At 40.7% G+C, this 20,423-nt stretch carries 20 protein-coding genes; 9 read left to right on the forward strand and 11 right to left on the reverse strand.

Translation table 11 applies throughout. From position 1 onward, the window contains the following. Positions 1-38 precede the first annotated feature (38 nt). From ACNORC_RS13105 to ACNORC_RS13135, 7 genes are read right to left on the reverse strand one after another with little or no spacing between them, the layout of a single operon-like run. Entirely contained in the window at positions 39-449 is a 411-nt protein-coding gene (locus ACNORC_RS13105) for a nuclear transport factor 2 family protein (protein WP_418336106.1), read from the reverse strand. 1 nt (position 450) lies between these two features. Then, the gene (locus tag ACNORC_RS13110) at positions 451-1,383 is read right to left on the reverse strand and encodes a UDP-3-O-(3-hydroxymyristoyl)glucosamine N-acyltransferase (protein ID WP_418336107.1); all 933 of its coding nucleotides are present in this window, start codon (positions 1,381-1,383) and stop codon (positions 451-453) included. Between the two features lie 55 nt (positions 1,384-1,438). Next, positions 1,439-2,005 (reverse strand): elongation factor P, encoded by a 567-nt coding sequence (gene efp / locus ACNORC_RS13115; protein ID WP_418336108.1) that lies wholly within the window; start codon positions 2,003-2,005, stop codon positions 1,439-1,441. Between the two features lie 11 nt (positions 2,006-2,016). Further along, a complete protein-coding gene (gene lpxA, locus ACNORC_RS13120; protein ID WP_418336109.1) occupies positions 2,017-2,802 on the reverse strand; it encodes an acyl-ACP--UDP-N-acetylglucosamine O-acyltransferase in 786 nt (261 codons plus the stop codon). Positions 2,803-2,807: 5 nt separating this feature from the next. Then, entirely contained in the window at positions 2,808-4,196 is a 1,389-nt protein-coding gene (locus tag ACNORC_RS13125) for a bifunctional UDP-3-O-[3-hydroxymyristoyl] N-acetylglucosamine deacetylase/3-hydroxyacyl-ACP dehydratase (RefSeq protein ID WP_418336110.1), read from the reverse strand. Beyond that, positions 4,189-5,217 carry a UDP-3-O-(3-hydroxymyristoyl)glucosamine N-acyltransferase gene (gene lpxD, locus ACNORC_RS13130; protein ID WP_418336111.1) on the reverse strand — a complete coding sequence of 343 codons (1,029 nt, stop codon included), beginning with the start codon at positions 5,215-5,217 and terminating at the stop codon, positions 4,189-4,191. The genes ACNORC_RS13125 and lpxD overlap by 8 nt, the downstream gene beginning before the upstream one ends. 24 nt (positions 5,218-5,241) lie before the next feature. After that, entirely contained in the window at positions 5,242-6,471 is a 1,230-nt protein-coding gene (locus tag ACNORC_RS13135; RefSeq protein ID WP_418336112.1) for an HD domain-containing protein, read from the reverse strand. Between the two features lie 39 nt (positions 6,472-6,510). Between ACNORC_RS13135 and porX the strand changes: the two genes are divergently transcribed. The 6 genes from porX (at position 6,511) to ACNORC_RS13165 (ending at position 11,099) form a co-directional block, all read left to right on the forward strand. Next, entirely contained in the window at positions 6,511-8,061 is a 1,551-nt protein-coding gene (gene porX / locus ACNORC_RS13140) for a T9SS response regulator signal transducer PorX (RefSeq protein WP_418336113.1), read from the forward strand. 45 nt (positions 8,062-8,106) lie between these two features. After that, entirely contained in the window at positions 8,107-8,511 is a 405-nt protein-coding gene (gene tsaE, locus ACNORC_RS13145) for a tRNA (adenosine(37)-N6)-threonylcarbamoyltransferase complex ATPase subunit type 1 TsaE (RefSeq protein ID WP_418336114.1), read from the forward strand. A gap of 278 nt (positions 8,512-8,789) precedes the next feature. Beyond that, positions 8,790-8,933, forward strand: coding sequence for a hypothetical protein (locus tag ACNORC_RS13150; protein WP_418336115.1), 144 nt, complete (start codon positions 8,790-8,792; stop codon positions 8,931-8,933). A 232-nt stretch (positions 8,934-9,165) separates the two neighbouring features. Beyond that, entirely contained in the window at positions 9,166-9,468 is a 303-nt protein-coding gene (locus tag ACNORC_RS13155; RefSeq protein WP_418336116.1) for a hypothetical protein, read from the forward strand. A 53-nt stretch (positions 9,469-9,521) separates the two neighbouring features. Next, positions 9,522-10,721: an alanine dehydrogenase gene (locus ACNORC_RS13160; protein WP_418336117.1), complete on the forward strand. Its 1,200-nt coding sequence runs from the start codon at positions 9,522-9,524 to the stop codon at positions 10,719-10,721. Between the two features lie 3 nt (positions 10,722-10,724). Then, entirely contained in the window at positions 10,725-11,099 is a 375-nt protein-coding gene (locus ACNORC_RS13165; protein ID WP_418336118.1) for a hypothetical protein, read from the forward strand. Between the two features lies 1 nt (position 11,100). On the opposite strand, the gene bcp is transcribed toward ACNORC_RS13165, so the two are convergent. Beyond that, entirely contained in the window at positions 11,101-11,550 is a 450-nt protein-coding gene (bcp, locus tag ACNORC_RS13170; RefSeq protein WP_418336119.1) for a thioredoxin-dependent thiol peroxidase, read from the reverse strand. Between the two features lie 32 nt (positions 11,551-11,582). Between bcp and ACNORC_RS13175 the strand changes: the two genes are divergently transcribed. Beyond that, complete coding sequence (locus tag ACNORC_RS13175; protein WP_418336120.1) at positions 11,583-12,245, forward strand: endonuclease III domain-containing protein; 663 nt, start codon at positions 11,583-11,585, stop codon at positions 12,243-12,245. A gap of 216 nt (positions 12,246-12,461) precedes the next feature. Here ACNORC_RS13175 and ACNORC_RS13180 read toward each other — a convergent pair whose 3' ends face one another. Further along, positions 12,462-13,046 (reverse strand): RNA polymerase sigma factor, encoded by a 585-nt coding sequence (locus ACNORC_RS13180; protein WP_418336121.1) that lies wholly within the window; start codon positions 13,044-13,046, stop codon positions 12,462-12,464. Positions 13,047-13,297: 251 nt separating this feature from the next. Between ACNORC_RS13180 and uvrA the strand changes: the two genes are divergently transcribed. Continuing rightward, positions 13,298-16,084 (forward strand): excinuclease ABC subunit UvrA, encoded by a 2,787-nt coding sequence (gene uvrA / locus ACNORC_RS13185; RefSeq protein WP_418336122.1) that lies wholly within the window; start codon positions 13,298-13,300, stop codon positions 16,082-16,084. Positions 16,085-16,320: 236 nt separating this feature from the next. Then, positions 16,321-17,592: a hypothetical protein gene (locus ACNORC_RS13190; RefSeq protein ID WP_418336123.1), complete on the forward strand. Its 1,272-nt coding sequence runs from the start codon at positions 16,321-16,323 to the stop codon at positions 17,590-17,592. A gap of 67 nt (positions 17,593-17,659) precedes the next feature. Here ACNORC_RS13190 and ACNORC_RS13195 read toward each other — a convergent pair whose 3' ends face one another. Continuing rightward, complete coding sequence (locus tag ACNORC_RS13195) at positions 17,660-19,117, reverse strand: lipopolysaccharide biosynthesis protein (RefSeq protein WP_418336124.1); 1,458 nt, start codon at positions 19,115-19,117, stop codon at positions 17,660-17,662. Continuing rightward, positions 19,117-20,409, reverse strand: coding sequence for a glycosyltransferase family 4 protein (locus ACNORC_RS13200; RefSeq protein WP_418336125.1), 1,293 nt, complete (start codon positions 20,407-20,409; stop codon positions 19,117-19,119). The genes ACNORC_RS13195 and ACNORC_RS13200 overlap by 1 nt, the downstream gene beginning before the upstream one ends. Positions 20,410-20,423: the final 14 nt, after the last annotated feature.

The following is a 20,423-nucleotide window of genomic DNA, read 5'->3' on the forward strand; positions in this document are numbered from 1 at the left end:
AAAAGTAGGTTTTTACTAAAGAAACCTAAAGTGTTTTATTAATTAGTTGGCAGGAAAGAATTGAGATTTTCAGGGCTGTCATCAGCCTGCTGACTTATTTGATGTCCTTTGTACATTTTACCATCTTTAATTTGCCAGATGGAGATGAAATGGGCCATGGGAAGTTCTTCTTCCGGATTTTCAATGGTGCGTACATAATACGTGAACCGGATGGTCACCATATCATTATCACTTAACAAGTGACTAACATCTGCACGCAGGGTATCAAAAGATCCCGAAAGATCTTTAGACATTTTTGCAATTTCCTGGAAGTTGAGCTTATGAAATCCTGCACTGCTATTCCAGAACAATTGCACATCGGGGTGCAGGTATTTTTCTACAGATTCGGGATTTTTGTAAAAGTCAGAAGAATAGAATTTTTCTACGCAATCTTTCGGTTCTAAGCTCATATCAACTGTTTAATTTTTCCATCAATTTAGGCAATCGGCGCAAAAGAGCCAACTCTTTAAGCCATTCCCGGGATTCCATCGCCGGATTGCCCGAATATACAGTATTTTCTTTAGTTGATTTTGTAATTCCGGCCTGTCCCATCACAACAGTTCCTGTTCTGACCACTATACCACTACGGAAACCTGCCTGTCCCCAAATGGTCACTCCATCTTCGATTACCACACAACCTGCAATACCGGTTTGCGAAGCAATTAGACAATTTTCACCGATTATGGTATCGTGGCCCACCTGGATCAAATTGTCCAGCTTTGTGCCTTTTCCAATAGTGGTATCTCCTGAAACTCCTTTATCAATGGTGCAATTTGCTCCAATATCCACATTGTCCTTAATTACCACCCTTCCTCCGGAAATCAGTTTATCATAACCTTCCGGCCGCTTCTTATAGTAAAAGGCATCTCCTCCCAATACAGTACCTGCATGGATGGTGACATTATCACCAATTACAGTATTGTCATAAAGACTTACATTGGCATGGATAAGACAGTTCTTCCCGATCTTGACATTATTACCAACAAACACGTTTGGCTGCAGCACTGTTCCTTCCCCTATTTCTGCGGAAGGAGCCACGGTAGCAGAAGCGCTTTCAAATGGTTTAAAGTATTTCGTCAGTTTATTGAAATCCCTAAACGGATCATCAGAAATAAGAAGCGCTTTTCCCTCGGGACATTCCACTTTCTTATTGATAAGAATTACAGTGGCCGCACTGTTCAATGCTTTGTCATAATACTTGGGATGATCGACAAAAACAATATCACCCGGTGTTACAACATGGATCTCATTCATCCCGAGAACGGGAAAATCTTCATCTCCCACATATTCCGAAGAAATGATGGTGGCAATCTGCCCGAGCGTATATTTATGAGGAAATTTCATAGAATTTATGGAACTATAGATATTGAAAAAAGGCATTTTTCAATGCCCTTTTTCTCTATTCCTTTATTCTTTCTTTGTAAGTACCTTTTTCGGTTTCGATCTTGATCTTATCGCCTTCGTTAATGAACAGGGGAACATTCACTTCGGCTCCAGTCTCTACCGTCGCAGGTTTTGTAGCGTTAGTTGCGGTATTTCCCTTAACACCAGGTTCTGTATGAGTCACCTCCAGGATCACACTGGCAGGCATTTCAACAGAAAGCGGCATTTGATCTTCAGTGTTGATCAAGATGGTCACCACTTCACCTTCTTTTAAAAGTCCGGGAGCGTCCAAAGCATTTTCTGTAAGCCTGATCTGAGTATAATCTTCAGTGTTCATAAAGTGGTAAAATTCACCATCATTATAAAGGAACTGGAATTTGTGGGTCTCAACCCTCACGTCTTCGATCTTGTGTCCTGCAGAAAAGGTGTTATCAATTACTTTTCCGGTAGTTACACTTTTCAGTTTGGTACGCACGAAAGCCGGTCCTTTACCCGGTTTTACGTGTAAAAATTCAATGATCTTGTATATGTCATGGTTATAACGGATGCATAGACCATTTCTGATATCACTTGTACTTGCCATTTCTTTTATTGTTAATTTGAACTAAAGTATCCTTTCATAATTCCGCGCTGGGAATTCTTGATAAATTCTAAAATATCATCTCTTTCGGGAGTCGCTTCCATTTCAGCTTCAATAATAGCGACTGCCTGTGAGTTGTTGTAATTCTTCTGATAAAGGATACGGTAAATATCCTGTATCTCACGGATCTTTTCCGTAGAGAAACCTCTTCTGCGTAGTCCTATTGAATTTACTCCCACGTAAGAAAGTGGCTCACGACCTGCCTTTACGAAGGGGGGAACATCTTTTCGCACCAAAGAACCACCGGTTACGAAGGCATGGCTCCCAATGCTGCAGAATTGCTGAATTGCCGCCATACCAGCCAGTACCACGTGGTCACCCACATTGATGTGTCCGGCTAAAGTACTGTTATTCGAAAAGATACAGTTATCACCCACCACACAATCATGTGCGATATGGCAATATGCCATGATCCAACAGTTCTTCCCGATCTTGGTCTTCATCCTGTCGGTAGTTCCACGGTTGATGGTTACACACTCCCTAATGGTAGTATTATCTCCAATTTCTGTAGTGGTATCTTCGTCATTAAATTTCTTATCCTGCGGAATGGCTGATATGACTGCTCCCGGAAAAATATTACAATTCTTCCCGATGCGAGCCCCTTCCATTATAGTAACATTCGATCCTATCCAGGTGCCTTCTCCAATTACCACATTATTATGAATAGTGGTAAAAGGCTCAATAACTACGTTCTTCGCGATCTTGGCTCCGGGATGTACGTATGCTAAGGGTTGATTCATGGTATCTATTTTTGTTTTACGATTTGGGCCATTAAAATGGCTTCGGTAACCAGCTTTCCGTTAGCATATGCATAACCCTGCATCTGGCAAATTCCTCTTCTAATAGGTGCAAGTAATTCCAGTTTGAAGATCAAGGTATCACCCGGTACTACCTGGCGTTTGAACTTCACATTGTCGATCTTCATAAAGAAGGTGAGATAATTTTCAGGATCTGGAACCGATTTTAAGGCCAGAATTCCGCCGGTCTGGGCCATTGCCTCGACCTGTAAAACTCCGGGCATTACCGGTTTTCCAGGGAAATGTCCTACGAAAAAAGGTTCGTTCATAGTGACATTTTTGACACCTACCACAGTAGTATCTGTAAGCTCAATGATCTTATCTACCAATACGAACGGTGGACGGTGCGGAAGAATATTCATCACTTCGTTCACATCCATAAGCGGCTCCTGGTCCAGATCGTATTTTGGAACATTATTTCGCTTTTCTGCTTTAATGATCCTGGAAAGCTTCTTGGCAAACTCGGTGTTGACATGGTGACCGGGTTTATTAGCGATCACCTTACCTTTTATACGGGTTCCAACCAGGGCAAGATCTCCTATCACGTCAAGCAATTTGTGACGAGCAGCTTCATTGGGATAATGCAAAGTAAGGTTATCTAAGATACCGTTTGGTTTTACCGCAATATTATCCTTTTTAAAAGCTCCTCTCAACTTCTCCATAGTTTCAGGACTTATTTCTTTGTCCACATAAACAATAGCATTATTGAGATCACCTCCTTTTATTAGTCCATGGTCCAGAAGAGTTTCCAGTTCATGAAGGAAACTGAAGGTCCTGGAATCCGCAATTTCTTCCTTGAAGTCAGATATATTGTTTAAAGTGGCGTTTTGTGTACCCAATACTTTGGTGCCAAAATCCACCATAGTGGTAACCTGGTATTCCTCTGCAGGCATCACAAGGATCTCACTTCCTGTTTTTTCATCGGTATAGCAGATCACTTCACTCACCACAAATTCATCTCTCTCGGCATCCTGCTCTTCGATCCCTGCTTCTTCAAGTGCCTCGACAAAGAACTTGGAAGACCCGTCCATTATTGGAGGTTCAGAAGCGTCTAATTCGATGACCAGGTTGTCAATTTCCAAACCTACACAAGCCGCCAGCACATGCTCTGAAGTCATGATGCTTACACCATCTTTCTCGAGGTTGGTACTTCTTTGAGTGCTTACAACATTAGCCACATCGGCTTCAACTACGGGATGACCTTCGAGATCTGTCCTCACGAACGTATATCCGTGATTGACAGGTGCCGGTTTAAAAGTCAGAGTTACTTCATCACCTGTATGAAGTCCTACCCCTTTTAAAGAAATCTCTTTCTTTATGGTACGTTGTTTAGCCATTCTTCTTCAGATTTTTTTCTACTTGAGTTAAGCGATCTTCTATTTTAGGTAAATTCTTAAAATGCACGTAGGATTTGTTGTAATCCCCATATCCGAATGCCGGGGATCCCTGTATCACTTCATCATCCTTAATATTCCTTCCGATCCCTGACTGGGCCTGGATCTTCACGCGATCTCCAATTTGTATATGACCTACAATTCCAACTTGCCCACCAATCAGGCAGTTCTTTCCTATTTTTGAGGAACCTGCTATACCTGTTTGAGCGGCAATTGCGGTATGTTCTCCTATCTCCACATTGTGAGCGATCTGGATCTGGTTGTCCAGCTTCACCCCTTTCCGAATTATAGTTGATCCTAAAGTTGCACGATCAATAGTGGTGCCTGCGCCTACATCCACATTGTCCTCAATAATGACATTACCTGTTTGCGGTACTTTAGAATATTCTCCTTTTTCATTTGGCGTAAATCCGAAACCATCTGCACCGACTATAGCTCCACCATGTATCACGCAGTTGTTACCGATAACAGTTTCAGAATAGATCTTCGCTCCCGGAAATATCAGCACATTGTTGCCAATCTTTACATTATCTCCAATAAATGCATTTGGAAAGATCTTTACATTATCTCCTAATTTCACCTGGTCACCAATATAGGCGAACGCACCAAGGTATAGGTTTTCTCCATACTCAGCACTTTCAGAAATGAAACTTGGTTGTTCAATTCCGGTCTTGTTCAGTTTTACCTGATTATAATATTCCAACAATTTGGAAAACGCTTTATAAGGATCCTCTACTTTAATTAAGGTAGTGGAAAGTTCTTCTTCAGGAGTAAAGCTCTTACTTACTATTGTAACAGATGCTTTAGTCGAATATATATGAGAAGTGTATTTAGGATTGGCCAAAAAAGTGATTGCACCCTTGGTGCCCTCCTCAATTTTGGCCAGCTTGTCGACCTCTACATTTGGGTCGCCGTTGATATCCCCTTCTAAGATACCTGCTATTTGGGCTGCTGTAAACTTCATTCTGGCAAAAGTAAAAAAAATGCGCTAATCTTTCTGTTTAGGATAACAGATATAATATTTGGTCACCGGCCTTGAGAGTGCTTCGAGATTAAAGTTGTCTGAAGCCTTAACAACATCGGTCACTTTTCCGGTCTTATAAAGTATATGTATTTTCTCGTCTTCCTGTTTATAAGCAAGGTTTGAGATATCTCCGCTGAAGACAAAAAACTCAGCTTCCCTTTCAGAAATGCCATATTTATCTTTCAGTTTTTGAATATGAGATTCAAGTCGCTCTTCTTTAATGGGATTCTTCCGAAGTTTTATTTTTAAAAGATCACGGTTAATGATCATTTTACAGAGGTTACTCAGCACGAAATCGTCATGATGCGCCCATTCTTTCATAGCCGAAAGTATATCGTAATCATCAAGCCTGGAGAAAACTTCAAGTGTTTCGGAAGTGAAATTATCAGCCGTGATCTGATTTTCCAGAAAGTAATTAAGGGCCGAGCTGGCGTGCAGATCGCTACCTTCCTCCACCAATTCCTTAGCTCTCTGAAGAACCCTGATGAGCAACTGTTCTGCAACCACACCGGTCTTATGCAGGTAAACCTGCCAATACATGAGTCGGCGGGCGAGCAGGAACTTTTCTACGGAATAGATCCCTTTTTCCTCTACCATTAATTCATTATTAACCACGGTGAGCATACTGATAAGTCGCTCGCTGTTGATATTTCCCTCGGCCACTCCGGAAAAGAAACTATCCCTCTTCAGGTAATCCATCCGGTCCATATCCAGCTGACTGGAGATCAACTGGCAGAGAAATTTCCTTTTGTTCTTTCCACTAAAGATTTCGATCGCCAGGTCCAGCCTGCCTTTAAACTCCCTGTTCATCTCCTTCATAAACATCAGGGAAATGTTTTCATGGCTTATTCCCTCAACTATACTATGTTCCATGGCATGAGAAAAAGGTCCGTGCCCAATGTCATGCAACAGAATAGCAATTTGCAGGGCTTCCTCCTCTTCTTCAGAAATCTCTACTCCTTTGAGACGTAAAACCCTCACCGCCTTCTGCATAAGATGCAAACAGCCCAAAGCATGATGAAACCTTGTGTGGTGTGCTCCCGGATAAACCAGATATGAAAGACCCATCTGCGAAATACGACGGAGCCTTTGAAAGTATCTATGCTCAATGATATCGAACAAGAGTTCGTTTGGTATCGTAATAAATCCGTAAATTGGATCGTTTAAAATCTTTAGTTTGTTTCTTGAGAGCAAGCCGGAATTTTTATAATTAATGTCAACAAATATACATATATGAACAATATCAAAATACTGTGGGTGGATGATGAAATTGATCTGTTAAAACCTCATATCCTTTTTCTGGAAAGTAAGAATTACCAGGTGTATACCTGCCAGAGCGGAACCGAAGCTTTAGAGGAGATCGAAAAAGAGAATTTTGACATTGTTTTCCTGGATGAGAATATGCCAGGGCTAACCGGACTTGAAACTCTTTCTGAAATAAAAGAAAAGCAGGCAAATGTACCTGTTGTGATGATCACCAAAAGTGAGGAGGAATATATAATGGAAGAAGCCATTGGCTCCAAGATCGCCGATTACCTGATAAAACCGGTAAACCCGAACCAGATCCTCCTTAGCATCAAAAAAAACCTGGATCACTCCCGGTTGATTTCAGAAAAGACCACTTCCAGCTATCAGCAGGAATTTAGAAAGATCGCCATGGATATGGCGATGATCAATAGTTATGAAGGGTGGACAGATTTGTACCAGAAACTCATCTATTGGGAACTCGAACTAGAAAACATTGAAGACACCGGCATGTTTGAGATCCTGGAGTCTCAAAAGACCGAAGCCAATTCACAGTTCTGCAAATTCATTGACAAGAATTATCCAACATGGTTCGAAAAAGATGCAGATGCTCCTATAATGTCGCACACTCTTTTCAAGGAAAAGATACTTCCACAGCTGAGTAATGACCAACCTACTCTACTGGTGGTGATCGATAATATGAGGTATGATCAATGGAAAGCTTTTGAACCGGTGATCAATAACTACTATAAAAAGGAAATAGAAGAACCATTTTTCAGTATTCTGCCTACGGCTACACAATATGCGCGAAACGCGATCTTTTCAGGATTGATGCCAAGCGAAATGGAAAAGTTATACCCGGACCTTTGGAAAAATGATACCGATGAAGGCGGAAAGAATTTACACGAAGCCGAATTCCTTCAAAGGCAGTTGAAGCGCCTTGGAGTTAATATTAAATATGAGTACCACAAGATAAGCAGCCTTAAGTCGGGTAAAAAACTGGTGGAGAATTTCCGGAGTCAGAAGGAGAATGACCTTACGGTGGTGGTTTACAATTTCGTAGACATGCTTTCACATTCAAAGACTGAAATGGAGGTTATAAAAGAATTGGCCTCTACCAATAAGTCTTATCGCTCCCTTACTCATAGTTGGTTTAGAAATTCTCCGTTACTGGAGATCATTCAGCAGGCACAGAATCTAGGATTCAAATTGATCCTTACCACAGACCACGGTACCATCAATGTAAAGAACCCTTCAAAAGTTATTGGGGATAAACAAACAAGTCTAAACCTTAGATACAAAACAGGCAAAAGCCTTACTTATGAAGAGAAGGATGTGTTGGCCGCTCCAAACCCGAAGACCATTCATCTTCCTACAATAAATATGAGCAGTTCTTTCATTTTTGCAAAGGGAGATTTGTTCTTTGCCTATCCCAATAATTACAATCATTACGTGAGTTATTATCGCAATACCTTCCAGCACGGAGGAGTATCGATGGAGGAAATGATCATTCCATTTACGGTCTTATCACCTCGTTAACAATAATTTACATATCTTTACCATCCCAAATCATTACACTTTTAAATGGAAGTAACTTTTCTTCTATCTGAAATAGAATCTGTTGCGCGTGAGATTTTAAAGAAATCCCGTAGTAAAACTATTTTATTCTACGGCGAAATGGGCGCAGGAAAAACCACTCTGATTAAGGAAATGATCAAAGCTCTTGGAGCTGAAGATCCAGGATCCAGTCCTACATTTTCATTGGTAAATGTTTATGACACCGAAAAAGGACTTGTACATCACTTCGATTTTTATCGAATAAAAGATGAATCGGAAGCCTGGGACATGGGTTTTGAAGAATATTTACAGGAAGATGCCTGGAATTTTATTGAGTGGCCGGAAAAAATTCCCAATTTTATAGAAGAGAAGCATCAAAAACTGGAAATAAAAGTACAGGAAAAAGGCCTTAGAAAGTTAAAGTTATGTTAATTTTTGAAAGAAAATTCTTAGGATAAAAAAGTAGTCCGTGTAAGAATATTCTTTCGTTTTTTTTAATTTGCAGGTAAAAAGGTAAGGAAGAGCAGCAATTAAACGAATATAAAATTATTTTAACTAATTTTGTTTTAATACAATATTTTAAGAAAATAGAGATTTTTCCTTCAAAAAGGGCGCAAAAGTACGAATAATGTACTAATAATTAGCGGATTAGTTTTTTATAGGTTTGTCTTAACAAATCGAACAAGCACAACCTATTTAAAACTTATATTATGAAAATCAAAGCTATCTTATTCGCCGTATCAATTTTTGGAGCAACTTTATTTGTAACTTCCACCACCGATAACAACGACAAGAATGAAATTCAAAAAACAGCTGTCGACAAAACAAAGATCAAAATTCCTGCTGCTGGGTAGTATTATTGCGCTTCTCATAGCATTTTCACCATATTTATTTTATCTCTATGAAATTTTCCCAGAAGGTCGCGTCTGGGAAAATTCTTTTTTTATATATGAAAGTCAGTACTATGAAAGTGTAAATGTTGCAATGTGGACCTATCTCGGGAAAATTACTCCTTTATTTCTCTTAATGATTTGGTTTTTCACTTGTAAGCACTGGTGGTATCATGTTATTCTTGTACCGATCATAATGTATAGCTATCAATTATTAATAGTCTTTTACCAAGATGTTTATCTTGATTTTGGAAGATATATGGATAGCGACCAATTACTTTATTTGGCCCCATTTTTCATAGTTGTGTTATCCTTAGTCTATTTAATTCGTATAAAGATCTTTGATCGCATCTATGGAATTGATCTTTCTGAAATAGAACGGGAAAACATTTCTCCATTTTCGCCTCTTTCAGATAAAGAGTATAATGAGATCAAAGATTTTAGAGATGAAGAAACTTCCACTAATGATGTGCAGGAAGATTATTACGTAAAACTCTAGATTTTGTTTTTCTCTTTAAAAAAGTCGTAATTTAATTCTTCTTACTAAAAATTATGACTGAACAAGTTTCCCCTTTTACCAAGGAACAATTGATTCCGCAGGAAGAGACCCTGGAAGTCTATAAGCACAAAGGCCAACTTTTTATTGGAATTCCCAAAGAGAACGCATACCAGGAAAAAAGGATCTGCCTAAGCCCTGATGCTGTGGCGGCCATGACCGCTCATGGTCACCGGGTGCTAATAGAATCGAAGGCGGGAGAGGGAGCTCGCTTCAGTGACCGGGATTATTCCGAAGCCGGTGCAGAGATCACCAACAACACCAAAAAAGTATTTTCATGCCCCATGATCCTCAAGGTGGAGCCACCCACTCTCGAGGAACTCGACCTTATTAATCCGCAGACCACGGTCATTTCTGCACTTCAGTTAAAGACTCAACAAAAAAGTTATTTTCAAAAGCTTGCTTCCAAAAGGATCACAGCCCTGGCCTTTGAATTTATCAAAGATGACGATGGGACCTATCCGGCAGTACGGGCGTTAAGTGAAATAGCCGGAACTGCATCTATCCTGATTGCCTCTGAAATAATGAGCAACAATCCGGCAGGAAATGGTTTAATGTTCGGGAACATCAGCGGAGTCCCTCCTATTGAGGTGGTTATTTTAGGAGCCGGTACAGTAGGTGAATTTGCAGCCCGTTCTGCTTTAGGTTTGGGAGCAAACATCAAGATCTTTGATAATTCCCTTACCCGTTTAAGAGCCGTACAGGCTAACGTCGGCCGACCTCTACATACTTCCACTATTCAGCCCAAGAACCTCATTAAAGCTTTAAAGAGATGTGATGTGGTCATTGGAGCTGTACGGGGAAAAGACCGAAGTCCTATTCTTGTTACCGAAACTATGGTGGAGAATATGAAAAAAGGAGCGGTGATCATCGATGTAAGTATCGATATGGGCGGTTGCTTTGAAAGCAGTGAAATTACCACTCATGATAAGCCTACCTTTGTAAAACATGGCGTGGTGCATTATTGTGTACCCAATATTCCCTCTAGATATGCCCGCTCTTCTTCTTTGACCATTAGTAATATCTTCACCCCTTACCTGTTACATATTGCAGAACAGGGCGGACTCGAAAATACGCTTCGTTTTGACAAAGGTCTGCGAAATGGTTTGTACTTTTACCACGGAATTTTGACCAACAAATCAATTGCAGAATGGTTTGATCTCTCCTACAGGGATATCAACCTCCTAATATTCTAATACATGAAACTTATTCACAGACTGGGTTTTTACCTGGGCGGATTTGCCATAGGACTGGTGATCCTTGCCTTTTTCCTAAGTGGTAAAAGAACTTCCTGCGATTATGGACCCGATGCACGGGTGCTTAAAAATATCCGCATTAAAGAACGGGTTTATTCTGAAGCTGCTGCGGAAAAATTAAGGACTTTGAAGATCGATACTTCCGAAATTACTACTATTCTGCAAAAAGGAGATGTAGACTTCGGCCGAAGTCAGACACATTTGGATTCCTGTAATATCTATCTGGTTACCGGCCGAAGTCAGAAATATGATCTGGAACTTCTCTTTGAGAATTGTGACAGTATTGCTACTCTCCAAAAAGTAGAAATTTCAGAATAATTTATAGGATCTGGTCAGCGTGCTCCTTGGTTTTTACCTTAGAGATTACGTCAGAAATATTCCCTTTTTCATCAATAACAAAAGTGGTTCGGTGAATTCCATCGTACTCTTTTCCCATGAATTTCTTCGGACCCCAAACTCCAAAGGCATTGATCACCTCTTTGTCTTCATCAGCCAGCAAAGGAAAGGGTAGATCGTACTTGTCTTTGAAATTCTGTTGTCTCTTGGCTGAATCTGCACTTACTCCTAGTATTTCATATCCATTTTCCTGGAAGCGTTTCCAGTTATCCCTCAGATTACAGGCTTCGGCAGTACATCCCGGGGTGCTTGCTTTCGGGTAAAAGAATACTACCAGTTTTTTGCCTTTGTAATCTTCGAGGCTATGAGTTTTACCATCCTGATCTTTCGCTGAAAATTGGGGAGCCTTATCCCCTGCTTGTAATGTCGTCATATTGGTTACTTTTGTACCAAAGTTAAGCATAAATGAACAAGCAGGAAAAAGTCCAATTTGTAATAGATACCCTCCAGGAAATATACCCAAACGTACCCATTCCCTTAGACCATAAAGATCCTTACACCCTTTTGATAGCCGTCCTGCTTTCAGCACAAAGTACAGATGTGCGGGTGAACCAGATCACTCCCCTGCTCTTTGCAAAAGCTGATAACCCGCACGCCATGATCAGACTTTCGGAAGAAGAGATCAGGGAGATCATTAAACCCGTTGGCTTATCTCCCATGAAAGCCAAGGGAATCTACGGCTTATCAAAGATCCTGATAGAAAAACACAATGGAGAAGTCCCTGCAGATATTGATGCGCTGGAAGAATTACCGGCAGTTGGTCATAAGACAGCCAGTGTAGTGATGTCACAGGCCTTCAATGTTCCTTCCTTCCCGGTGGATACCCATATTCACCGGCTCATGTACCGTTGGAACCTGTCCAACGGAAAGAATGTTGTTCAAACAGAAAAGGATGCAAAAAGGCTTTTTCCCAAGGAATTATGGAACGAGCTCCACCTACAAATCATCTGGTATGGAAGGGAATATTCGCCGGCAAGAGGTTGGGATCTGGAAAAAGACGTAATAACCAGGACGATTGGAAGAAAATCTGTCCTGGACGAATACTATAAAAAAAGGACCCGGGGCTAGTCGGGTCCATCAAAGTTTAGTTGATAAAACTTTCGAATTGTATTTTCTTATAGGTGCTAACCCTCAGCGCCTTAGAATAGTTCAAAAGGAAATCAATTGTTTCCTTTTTCGGGGACATTTCTTTCACTTTTTCGGGTGAGTTCTCAGAGTAAAGTTTTGCCATTATCTGTCAATTAGGATTCCCTTTGATAACGGCATTATGTTTTTATTATTGTATTAATTAGTCAAAACTAATTTATGCTTCTCGATAACTTTTCTCAAATTAATAAGTGCATATCGCATCCTTCCCAAGGCAGTATTGATGCTTACTCCGGTTCTTTCTGAGATTTCCTTAAAGCTCATATCCTTATAGATCCTCATGATAAGCACTTCCAATTGATCTTCCGGAAGTTCTTTTATGAGCTCTTTTACATCAGCTTCAATTTGATCTTTTATGATCTGCTTTTCAGCATTTAATCCGGAATCACTGAGTACAGAAAAAATATTGAAGTCGCCGCTGTTCTCAAATTTGGGCATTCTCTTATTTTTCCTGAAGTGGTCAATGACCAGATTGTGGGCAATACGCATCACCCATGGCAAAAATTTACCTTCTTCGTTATATTTTCCTCTTTTCAGTGTACGAATTACCTTAATAAAGGTATCCTGAAAAATGTCCTCTGCAGTGTCTTTATCAAAGACTTTTGAGAAGATAAAGCTGTAAATTCTGTGCTGGTGTCGGTTGATCAGAATCGAAAGAGCATGTTCATTTCCTTCGATGTAGCTTTTTACGAGAAAAGCATCATTTGCCTCAATATTTTCCATAAGAGTCACTTTTGTCAGGCTGTTGGGGTTGGCCCGGAGGTTAGTTTTCTAGTTCAAAAGTAACTTTATGCTATAGGCAAAAGATTTGGTTAGGTTCTGTTACAGCAAATATAACAGTAAAATTTTTACATATACAAATAAAAGGTTAATGTTTTTAACAATTTAACTTTCAGACTGTTACTTCGATCATCACTCACACCAATATTATTTCAGAGTTTAAGTATCTTTGCATCCTTACAATAAATTGTACTATGATCGTAGATGTTTCTGCAGCAGATCCCAGGAAGAATATTATAATAAAAGGAGCCAAACTCCATAACCTGAAAGACATTAATGTCCTTATTCCGCGGAATAAATTAGTGGTGATCACCGGGCTTTCTGGTTCCGGAAAATCTTCCCTGGCATTTGATACCTTATATGCTGAAGGTCAGCGGCGTTATGTGGAGAGTCTTTCCTCATATGCGAGACAATTCCTTGGCCGACTAAACAAACCGCAGGTAGAATCGATCAAAGGGATTGCTCCTGCTATTGCCATTGAACAAAAGGTGAATTCCACCAATCCTCGCTCTACAGTAGGGACTTCTACGGAAATCTATGATTACCTGAAATTGCTATTTGCCCGAATCGGAAAGACCTACTCTCCTATTTCAGGAGATGAAGTTAAAAAGGACACCGTAACCGATGTGGTCAATTATATCAAAGATTTTCCTGAAGGCTCAAAAATGCTATTATTAGCACCTGTTCATGTAGAGAATAGCAGGACTCCCGAAGAAAAACTGAAGGTTCTTCTGCAACAGGGATACAGCCGTATAAAATATAATGATCAGGTACTGAGAATTGATGAGGCCGATCTTTCCGAAGTTAAAGAAGAGGGACTTTACTTGGTTGTGGACCGGATCGTAACCAAAGAGGATGAAGATTTTTACAACCGCCTGGCAGATGCCGTGCAAACTGCCTTTTTCGAAGGTAAGGGAGAAGTCTTTATTGAAAGCCTGAAGGATAATAAAATTAGACAGTTTAGCAATAAATTTGAATTGGATGGAATTAGTTTCCTTGAACCCAATGTACATCTTTTTAGTTTCAACAATCCTTATGGCGCCTGTCCCAAATGTGAGGGTTACGGAGATGTCATAGGGATTGATGAAGACCTGGTGATTCCTAATACGGGCTTATCTATCTATGAGAATGCAATTTTTCCGTGGCGGGGAGAAAGCATGAGCTGGTACAGAGATCAACTGGTCAATAATAGCCATAAATTCGATTTTCCTATTCATAAACCTTATTATGAGCTTACCCAGGAACAAAAGGACCTTGTATGGAATGGCAATAAATATTTTGAAGGTCTTAATCAATTCTTTGCCTTTTTGGAATCAAAGGCATACAAGATCCAAAACAGGGTGATGCTTTCCCGTTATCGCGGAAAGACCCGTTGCCAGGTCTGCAAAGGAAAACGGCTAAGACCTGAAGCTAACTATGTGAAGGTAGGTGGTGCTACAATAACCGAACTGGTAGAGAAACCGATCAATAAAGTTTCCGCTTTTTTTGATGACCTGGAATTATCAGCCTCAGATGCAGCGATCGCAAAGCGATTGCTGACTGAGATCAGAAACAGGTTGCATTTTCTCTCACAGGTAGGATTGGATTACCTCACACTAAACCGAAAATCCAATACTCTTTCCGGTGGGGAATCGCAGCGTATCAACCTGGCCACTTCATTGGGAAGTAGCCTTGTAGGTTCCATGTATATTTTAGATGAGCCTTCCATAGGCCTGCATCCAAAGGATACTTTGAAATTGATTGAAGTGTTGAAATCCCTCAGAGATCTTGGAAATACCGTAATCGTGGTAGAACATGATGAGGACATCATGAAAGCTGCCGATGAAATAATTGATATAGGTCCCGAAGCCGGCACCAATGGTGGTGAGGTCGTGGCTACCGGTAAATTTTCAGATATTTTGGTTTCCGATTCCCTCACGGCAAAGTATCTGAACAACACTCTTGAAATAAAGGTTCCGGAAAAAAGGAGGACCTCAAAATACTATGTTGATATTCTTGGTGCCCGGGAGAATAATCTTAAAAATATTGACGTCCGATTTCCCCTTGGCGTCTTCACCGCGGTTACTGGAGTTTCAGGAAGTGGAAAAAGTACACTCGTTAAAAAGATCCTCTATCCTGCCATGCTGAAGGAAATTGGAGGTTATGGTGAAAAGGCCGGGCAGTTCACTAAAATTGAGGGTAATTTCAAAAATGTAACTACTGTTGAATTTGTAGATCAGAACCCGATCGGGAGGTCTTCCCGTTCAAACCCGGTAACTTATATCAAGGCTTATGATGATATCCGAAATCTTTTTTCAAATCAGAAGCTCAGTGATATAAGAGGTTATAAACCGAAGCACTTCTCCTTTAATGTGGATGGCGGACGCTGTGAGACCTGTAAAGGAGAGGGTGAGGTAACTATTGAGATGCAATTCATGGCTGATGTTCACCTGGTGTGCGAAACCTGTAACGGGAAACGCTTTAAAAAGGAGATCCTTGAGGTCAGCTTTGCCGGAAAGAACATCGATGATGTATTGAATATGACTATTGATGACGCAGTGGACTTCTTCAAAGAAAATGGAGAAGATAAGATCACCTCAAAACTTAAACCGCTGCAGGATGTGGGTCTGGGCTATGTACAACTCGGTCAAAGCTCCTCTACTCTTTCCGGTGGAGAGGCCCAACGAATTAAACTGGCCTCTTTCCTGGTCAAAGGAAATACAAAAGAAAAAGCTCTCTTCATATTTGATGAACCTACTACGGGGCTTCATTTTCACGATATCCAAAAGCTCTTAAAGTCTTTTAATGCGCTTTTAGAAAAAGGCCATTCCATTATTGTAATTGAACACAATATGGATCTGGTCAAATGTGCAGATCATGTTATAGACCTTGGACCCGAGGGAGGCGAAGCCGGCGGACACCTTGTGGCTACAGGAACTCCAGAGGAAGTTGCAGAGATTGAAAGTTCATTTACTGCACCCTTTTTAAAGGAAAAGCTGTAGTTGGAAAACTTCAAGCGATAATAAAAATTGGCACAACCTTTGAAAAACAATTGACAAGTTGCAAGATTAAGTTTTCACGATTTAAGTTGTAATTAATAATTTTTTGGTTGGTTAGTTTGGAAACCCCGAAGGTGTTTTAACACCTCGGGGTTTTCTTATTAACACAATTTTGGCACAACCTTTGAGTTATAATAGAGACTACACCAATCACTTGTTTAACCTTAATTCCCCTTCTTATGAAAAAGATCTATTTATTTCTTTCGTTTCTGGTGATTGGTTTTGCTGCTAAAGCTGCTACCATATCAGACTATCCGGGTTCTCCTTATGGAGAGGCCTTCATTTTTGTTGAGGATGGTGTGGAATTCGCCGTTTATCCAGACGGGCAATTCGACTTCTACTACAACCCACAGAGAAATGGATTTAATATTAACCTTTCAACCCCCAATGTAAATTTCAGTTACAATTCAGGTTATAATTACGATCCCTATGTTCAGTATGATGATTTTGGCGCCGTGATCCAGATAGAGAACGTTCCTATCTATTATGATTACTACGGAAGAATTGTTCAGGCAGGACGAATTACCCTTGACTACCATCCTTTTGGTGGGTTGGCAAGAGTTGGCCATTTATTCCTGCATTATGATCACCACAATCATTACACCCATTATACAGGATACATCAATGTCTACAACCGGAATTATATTTACCGCCCATGGCATCGATACTATACCAGGCCAATGGCACATTTTACTATAGTATATAATGAGCCGTACAGAGCTTATTATTATCCACATCGTATGAAGTATTCTTCATATAAGAAGTACTATAAAAAGCATTACAAAAAGGATTTCAGAAGAAGTTATTACAGGCCTGGAGAACGGGTCACCTCTTATTACCGTGGTGAGGTTACTAATTCCCCGCGAAAGATCAGAGTGGTTCGAAATGACCGCAATGACAGACAAAGAAGTTATTCCGATTCCCGATCCCCTCAAAGAGATGTCTACAGGAACAGGCAGTCTCGTTCAGTTCAAAACGATCGCGGCTCAATGACCCGGACAGAAAATGCACGGCAACAAAGAAATACAAGAGAACAGAGAGCAGTAGCTTCCGAAGCGAATAGAAGAACACAGCAAGTAAGGAATAATGAAGCTGCGGCAAGACAACGAGGAAATGCCAGGGAACAACGGGCAGTGACTTCCGAAGCTAATAGAAGAACGCAGCAAGTTAGGAGTAACGAAGCACCTGCAAGGCAACGAGGAAATGCCAGAGAACAACGGACAGTTACTTCCGAAGCTAATAACAGAACCCAACAGGTTAGAAGAACTGAAGCTCCTGCAAGGCAACGTGCAGAGAGACCTGCCAGGCAGGAAAGAAGAGCTGTTGTAAAAGAAAGCAGACAAGAACGTACATCGGCTAAAAGGGCTGAAAGAACCCAAAAGCAGCCTGAAGTGCAGAATTCAGAAAATACTGGCCGCAGAAGCAGCAGAAGTGCCCGCGGCGGAAATTAATAGTTGATTTTTTTGGTTGGTTAGTTGGAAAGTTCCCGGCAGCATTTTGCGTCGGGACTTTCTTTTTTTATGGAAGTTTGATAAACTTTTTCACAAGTCCATTAATGTCCTTTGACAACTTCAGAAAATAAATCACCAGCATATACGCACCAATAATAATAAAGGATTTCAGAAGGATGTTGAATACCGGATGCAGGTTAAAATCCCAGAAATAAAAAGTAAAACTGAATAAGATAATCACTCCCAAACCATAGAATGTCTGTAAGGTAAAAGGCTGAATATGGAATTTTTGATACACGATCCAGATCTTTGCGGTGTTATATATTGCAAAGGCCAGAAAAGTAGCTAATGCCGCTCCAAAAATTCCCAAATTGGGGATCAGAAGTAGATTCAACACAAAAGCCAGTCCCGCTAAGAATACCCCAACAGCAAGTACCAACCGGTAATAATCTGAATTGAACATTATACTGTTATTGTTCCCTAAAAGGCTGTCATACAGCTTCACACAACTTATCAAAACTACAATTGAAAAGTCGATCTGGTATTCTTCCGGCACGAGTCGGTACAATTGATGAACGTTAGTAACAATCAGTAAAAAAATAAGTCCGCTGACCAGTAACAGGTTCAAAGAACTTTTTTCATACAGGTCTTTCAATCCTTTTTTGTCCCTATTGTTAAGCAGAGTTGCCGTCATGGGATAAGTGATCTGGTGCATAGCCCTTGATGGCACCGCAATTACAGATGAGATGTACACTGCGATCCCATATACAGCGACCATTTCGATGGGTAAAAACCGCTCGATCATAACTTTATCAAGATCGAGTAGAACCATAGCTACAGATCCTGCAATGAGGATCAAGGAAGAATATTTCAGAATAAAGGACCGGTTCGCAGGAAAACTGAAATGGATTTTAGGCAGGTATAACTTGAAAGCATAAAGCAACATGACCAGAGTTCTCAACACAAATAATCCGCTTAGAGCAAACACAAATTCTTTTACTGTAAGCCATTTCATAAAGACCATAAGCAGGAGAAGAGAAATTCCCAACCGGTGAAAAACCTCCTTCATAAAATTCCCGAAAACACTTTTATAGTGGATCTTGGCCCAGGAAAAGAAGATCTCGAAATACGCAGTGGCCATTGCAATGACAAAGATCATCCAGATATACGGTTTCACCAGGGTATTCCCGTCAGAGAAATAGTCCAGTAAGAGTCCGTAGGAAAAATAACCCAGCGTGCCCAATAAAAGAGCGATTCCCAGCGGCAATAGCAGGATCACGCTCAAAAGTTTATCCTGCTCTTCTTTAGTCTTATAGGCAGAATAGAATTTCACCAGGGTATTGTGAACCCCGAAGGCCATTAGTGGCCAGATAAGGTTGGCTGCCGAAAGTAAGAATCCCACCAGACCGTAATACTCCGGAGTCAAAAAATGCGTATAGAGAAAAAGGGTATTGATAGCACCTATCCCAAAACCTACATAGGTAGTGACAAGATTTTTAGCGGACTGGTTGACTATAATTCCCATTAGTTCAAGTCAGTTTTTTCAATTAAGGAGGCCAATTTTCCGGTGAGGGATTTACGGCTGAATTCCTGAAGTCCGATTGGATGAGATTTTAGTTCTCCTCTTTTAAATTCCTCAAAACATTGTAGAAGAAAAGCTTTGATCTCCTCTTTTTGAGAGTATTGAAAAAAGGCACCTGAATTCGTCTTTTTGACCAGGATCTCAATATCGGCCTTCTCCGGTCCTACCGCCAGTATGGGTCTTCCGCTCACCATATATTCAAAGATCTTCCCCGGAATGATCCCACGGGTTTCCTCCCTGTCAATTTCGATAAGTAACAGGACCTGTGCACTTTTTTGAAGCTGCAGGGCTTCGGAATGCGAGACATAACCTATCTTTTCGACATATGCTCTTAAACCCCATTTTTGGATACTCCCCAGAACCTGCTCCCCTACTGCTCCCACTAATTTAAGCTCAAAATTATTGGCGAAATCCTCATTTTCCAACACCAATTCTTTGATGGCCTGCCACAGGTTTTCAGGATCTCTTTCAGATAATAAGGATCCTATATGCGCCAGGCTGAATTTCTCATCCAACGGCTTTTGCTCTATCTTTTCCCGGTCATAGCCGTTGGTGATAACTTCGATGGGACGATTGGTGAGCTCTTCGAATTCTTTTTTGGTGGTAAAGCTGGTTGTAATGATCTGGTCAGCGGTTTGCAAAACTTCCTTCTCGAGCCTCTCATGTTTGCGGCGGGCAAAAGGCAGTAGTTTTAGCTTTTTATGATACCCGATCTGTGTCCACGGATCGCGAAAATCGGCTATCCACTTAATTTTCATTTTTTTCTTCAGTCCGAGTCCAATTAAATGAAGACTGTGCGGAGGCCCGGTAGTAATTACGGTGTCAATCTGATTTTCTTCGAGATATTCAGAAAGGAATTTGACAGATGGTTTCACCCAGAACTTTCTGGCATCGGGAATGAAGAAATTTCCTCTTACGAACAGCATCAGCTTTTGAAGAAATCCCTGCTTATTTTCCTCCGGAATGATTCCGGAGCTAATGGTTTCGGTGTTCTTTTTAGAAAAAAGTCCGGCTGCTGAATAAGGCTCAAAAATGGCATTTTTGAGGATGGTTAAATTTTCAGGAACCTCAGAATTTAAAGACGGATCTTGTAAAGGATAATGCGGGTTCTCCGGAATATAAACAATGGGTTTCACTCCAAATTCAGGAAGGAATTTAACGAACTTCAACCATCGTTGCACCCCGGGACCTCCGGCAGGAGGCCAATAATAAGTTACTATAAGAACTTTTTTCATGGGTTGCCAATTTC

Origin of the sequence: Salinimicrobium soli, from assembly GCF_048323655.1 — a bacterium.
GTDB lineage: Bacteria > Bacteroidota > Bacteroidia > Flavobacteriales > Flavobacteriaceae > Salinimicrobium > Salinimicrobium soli.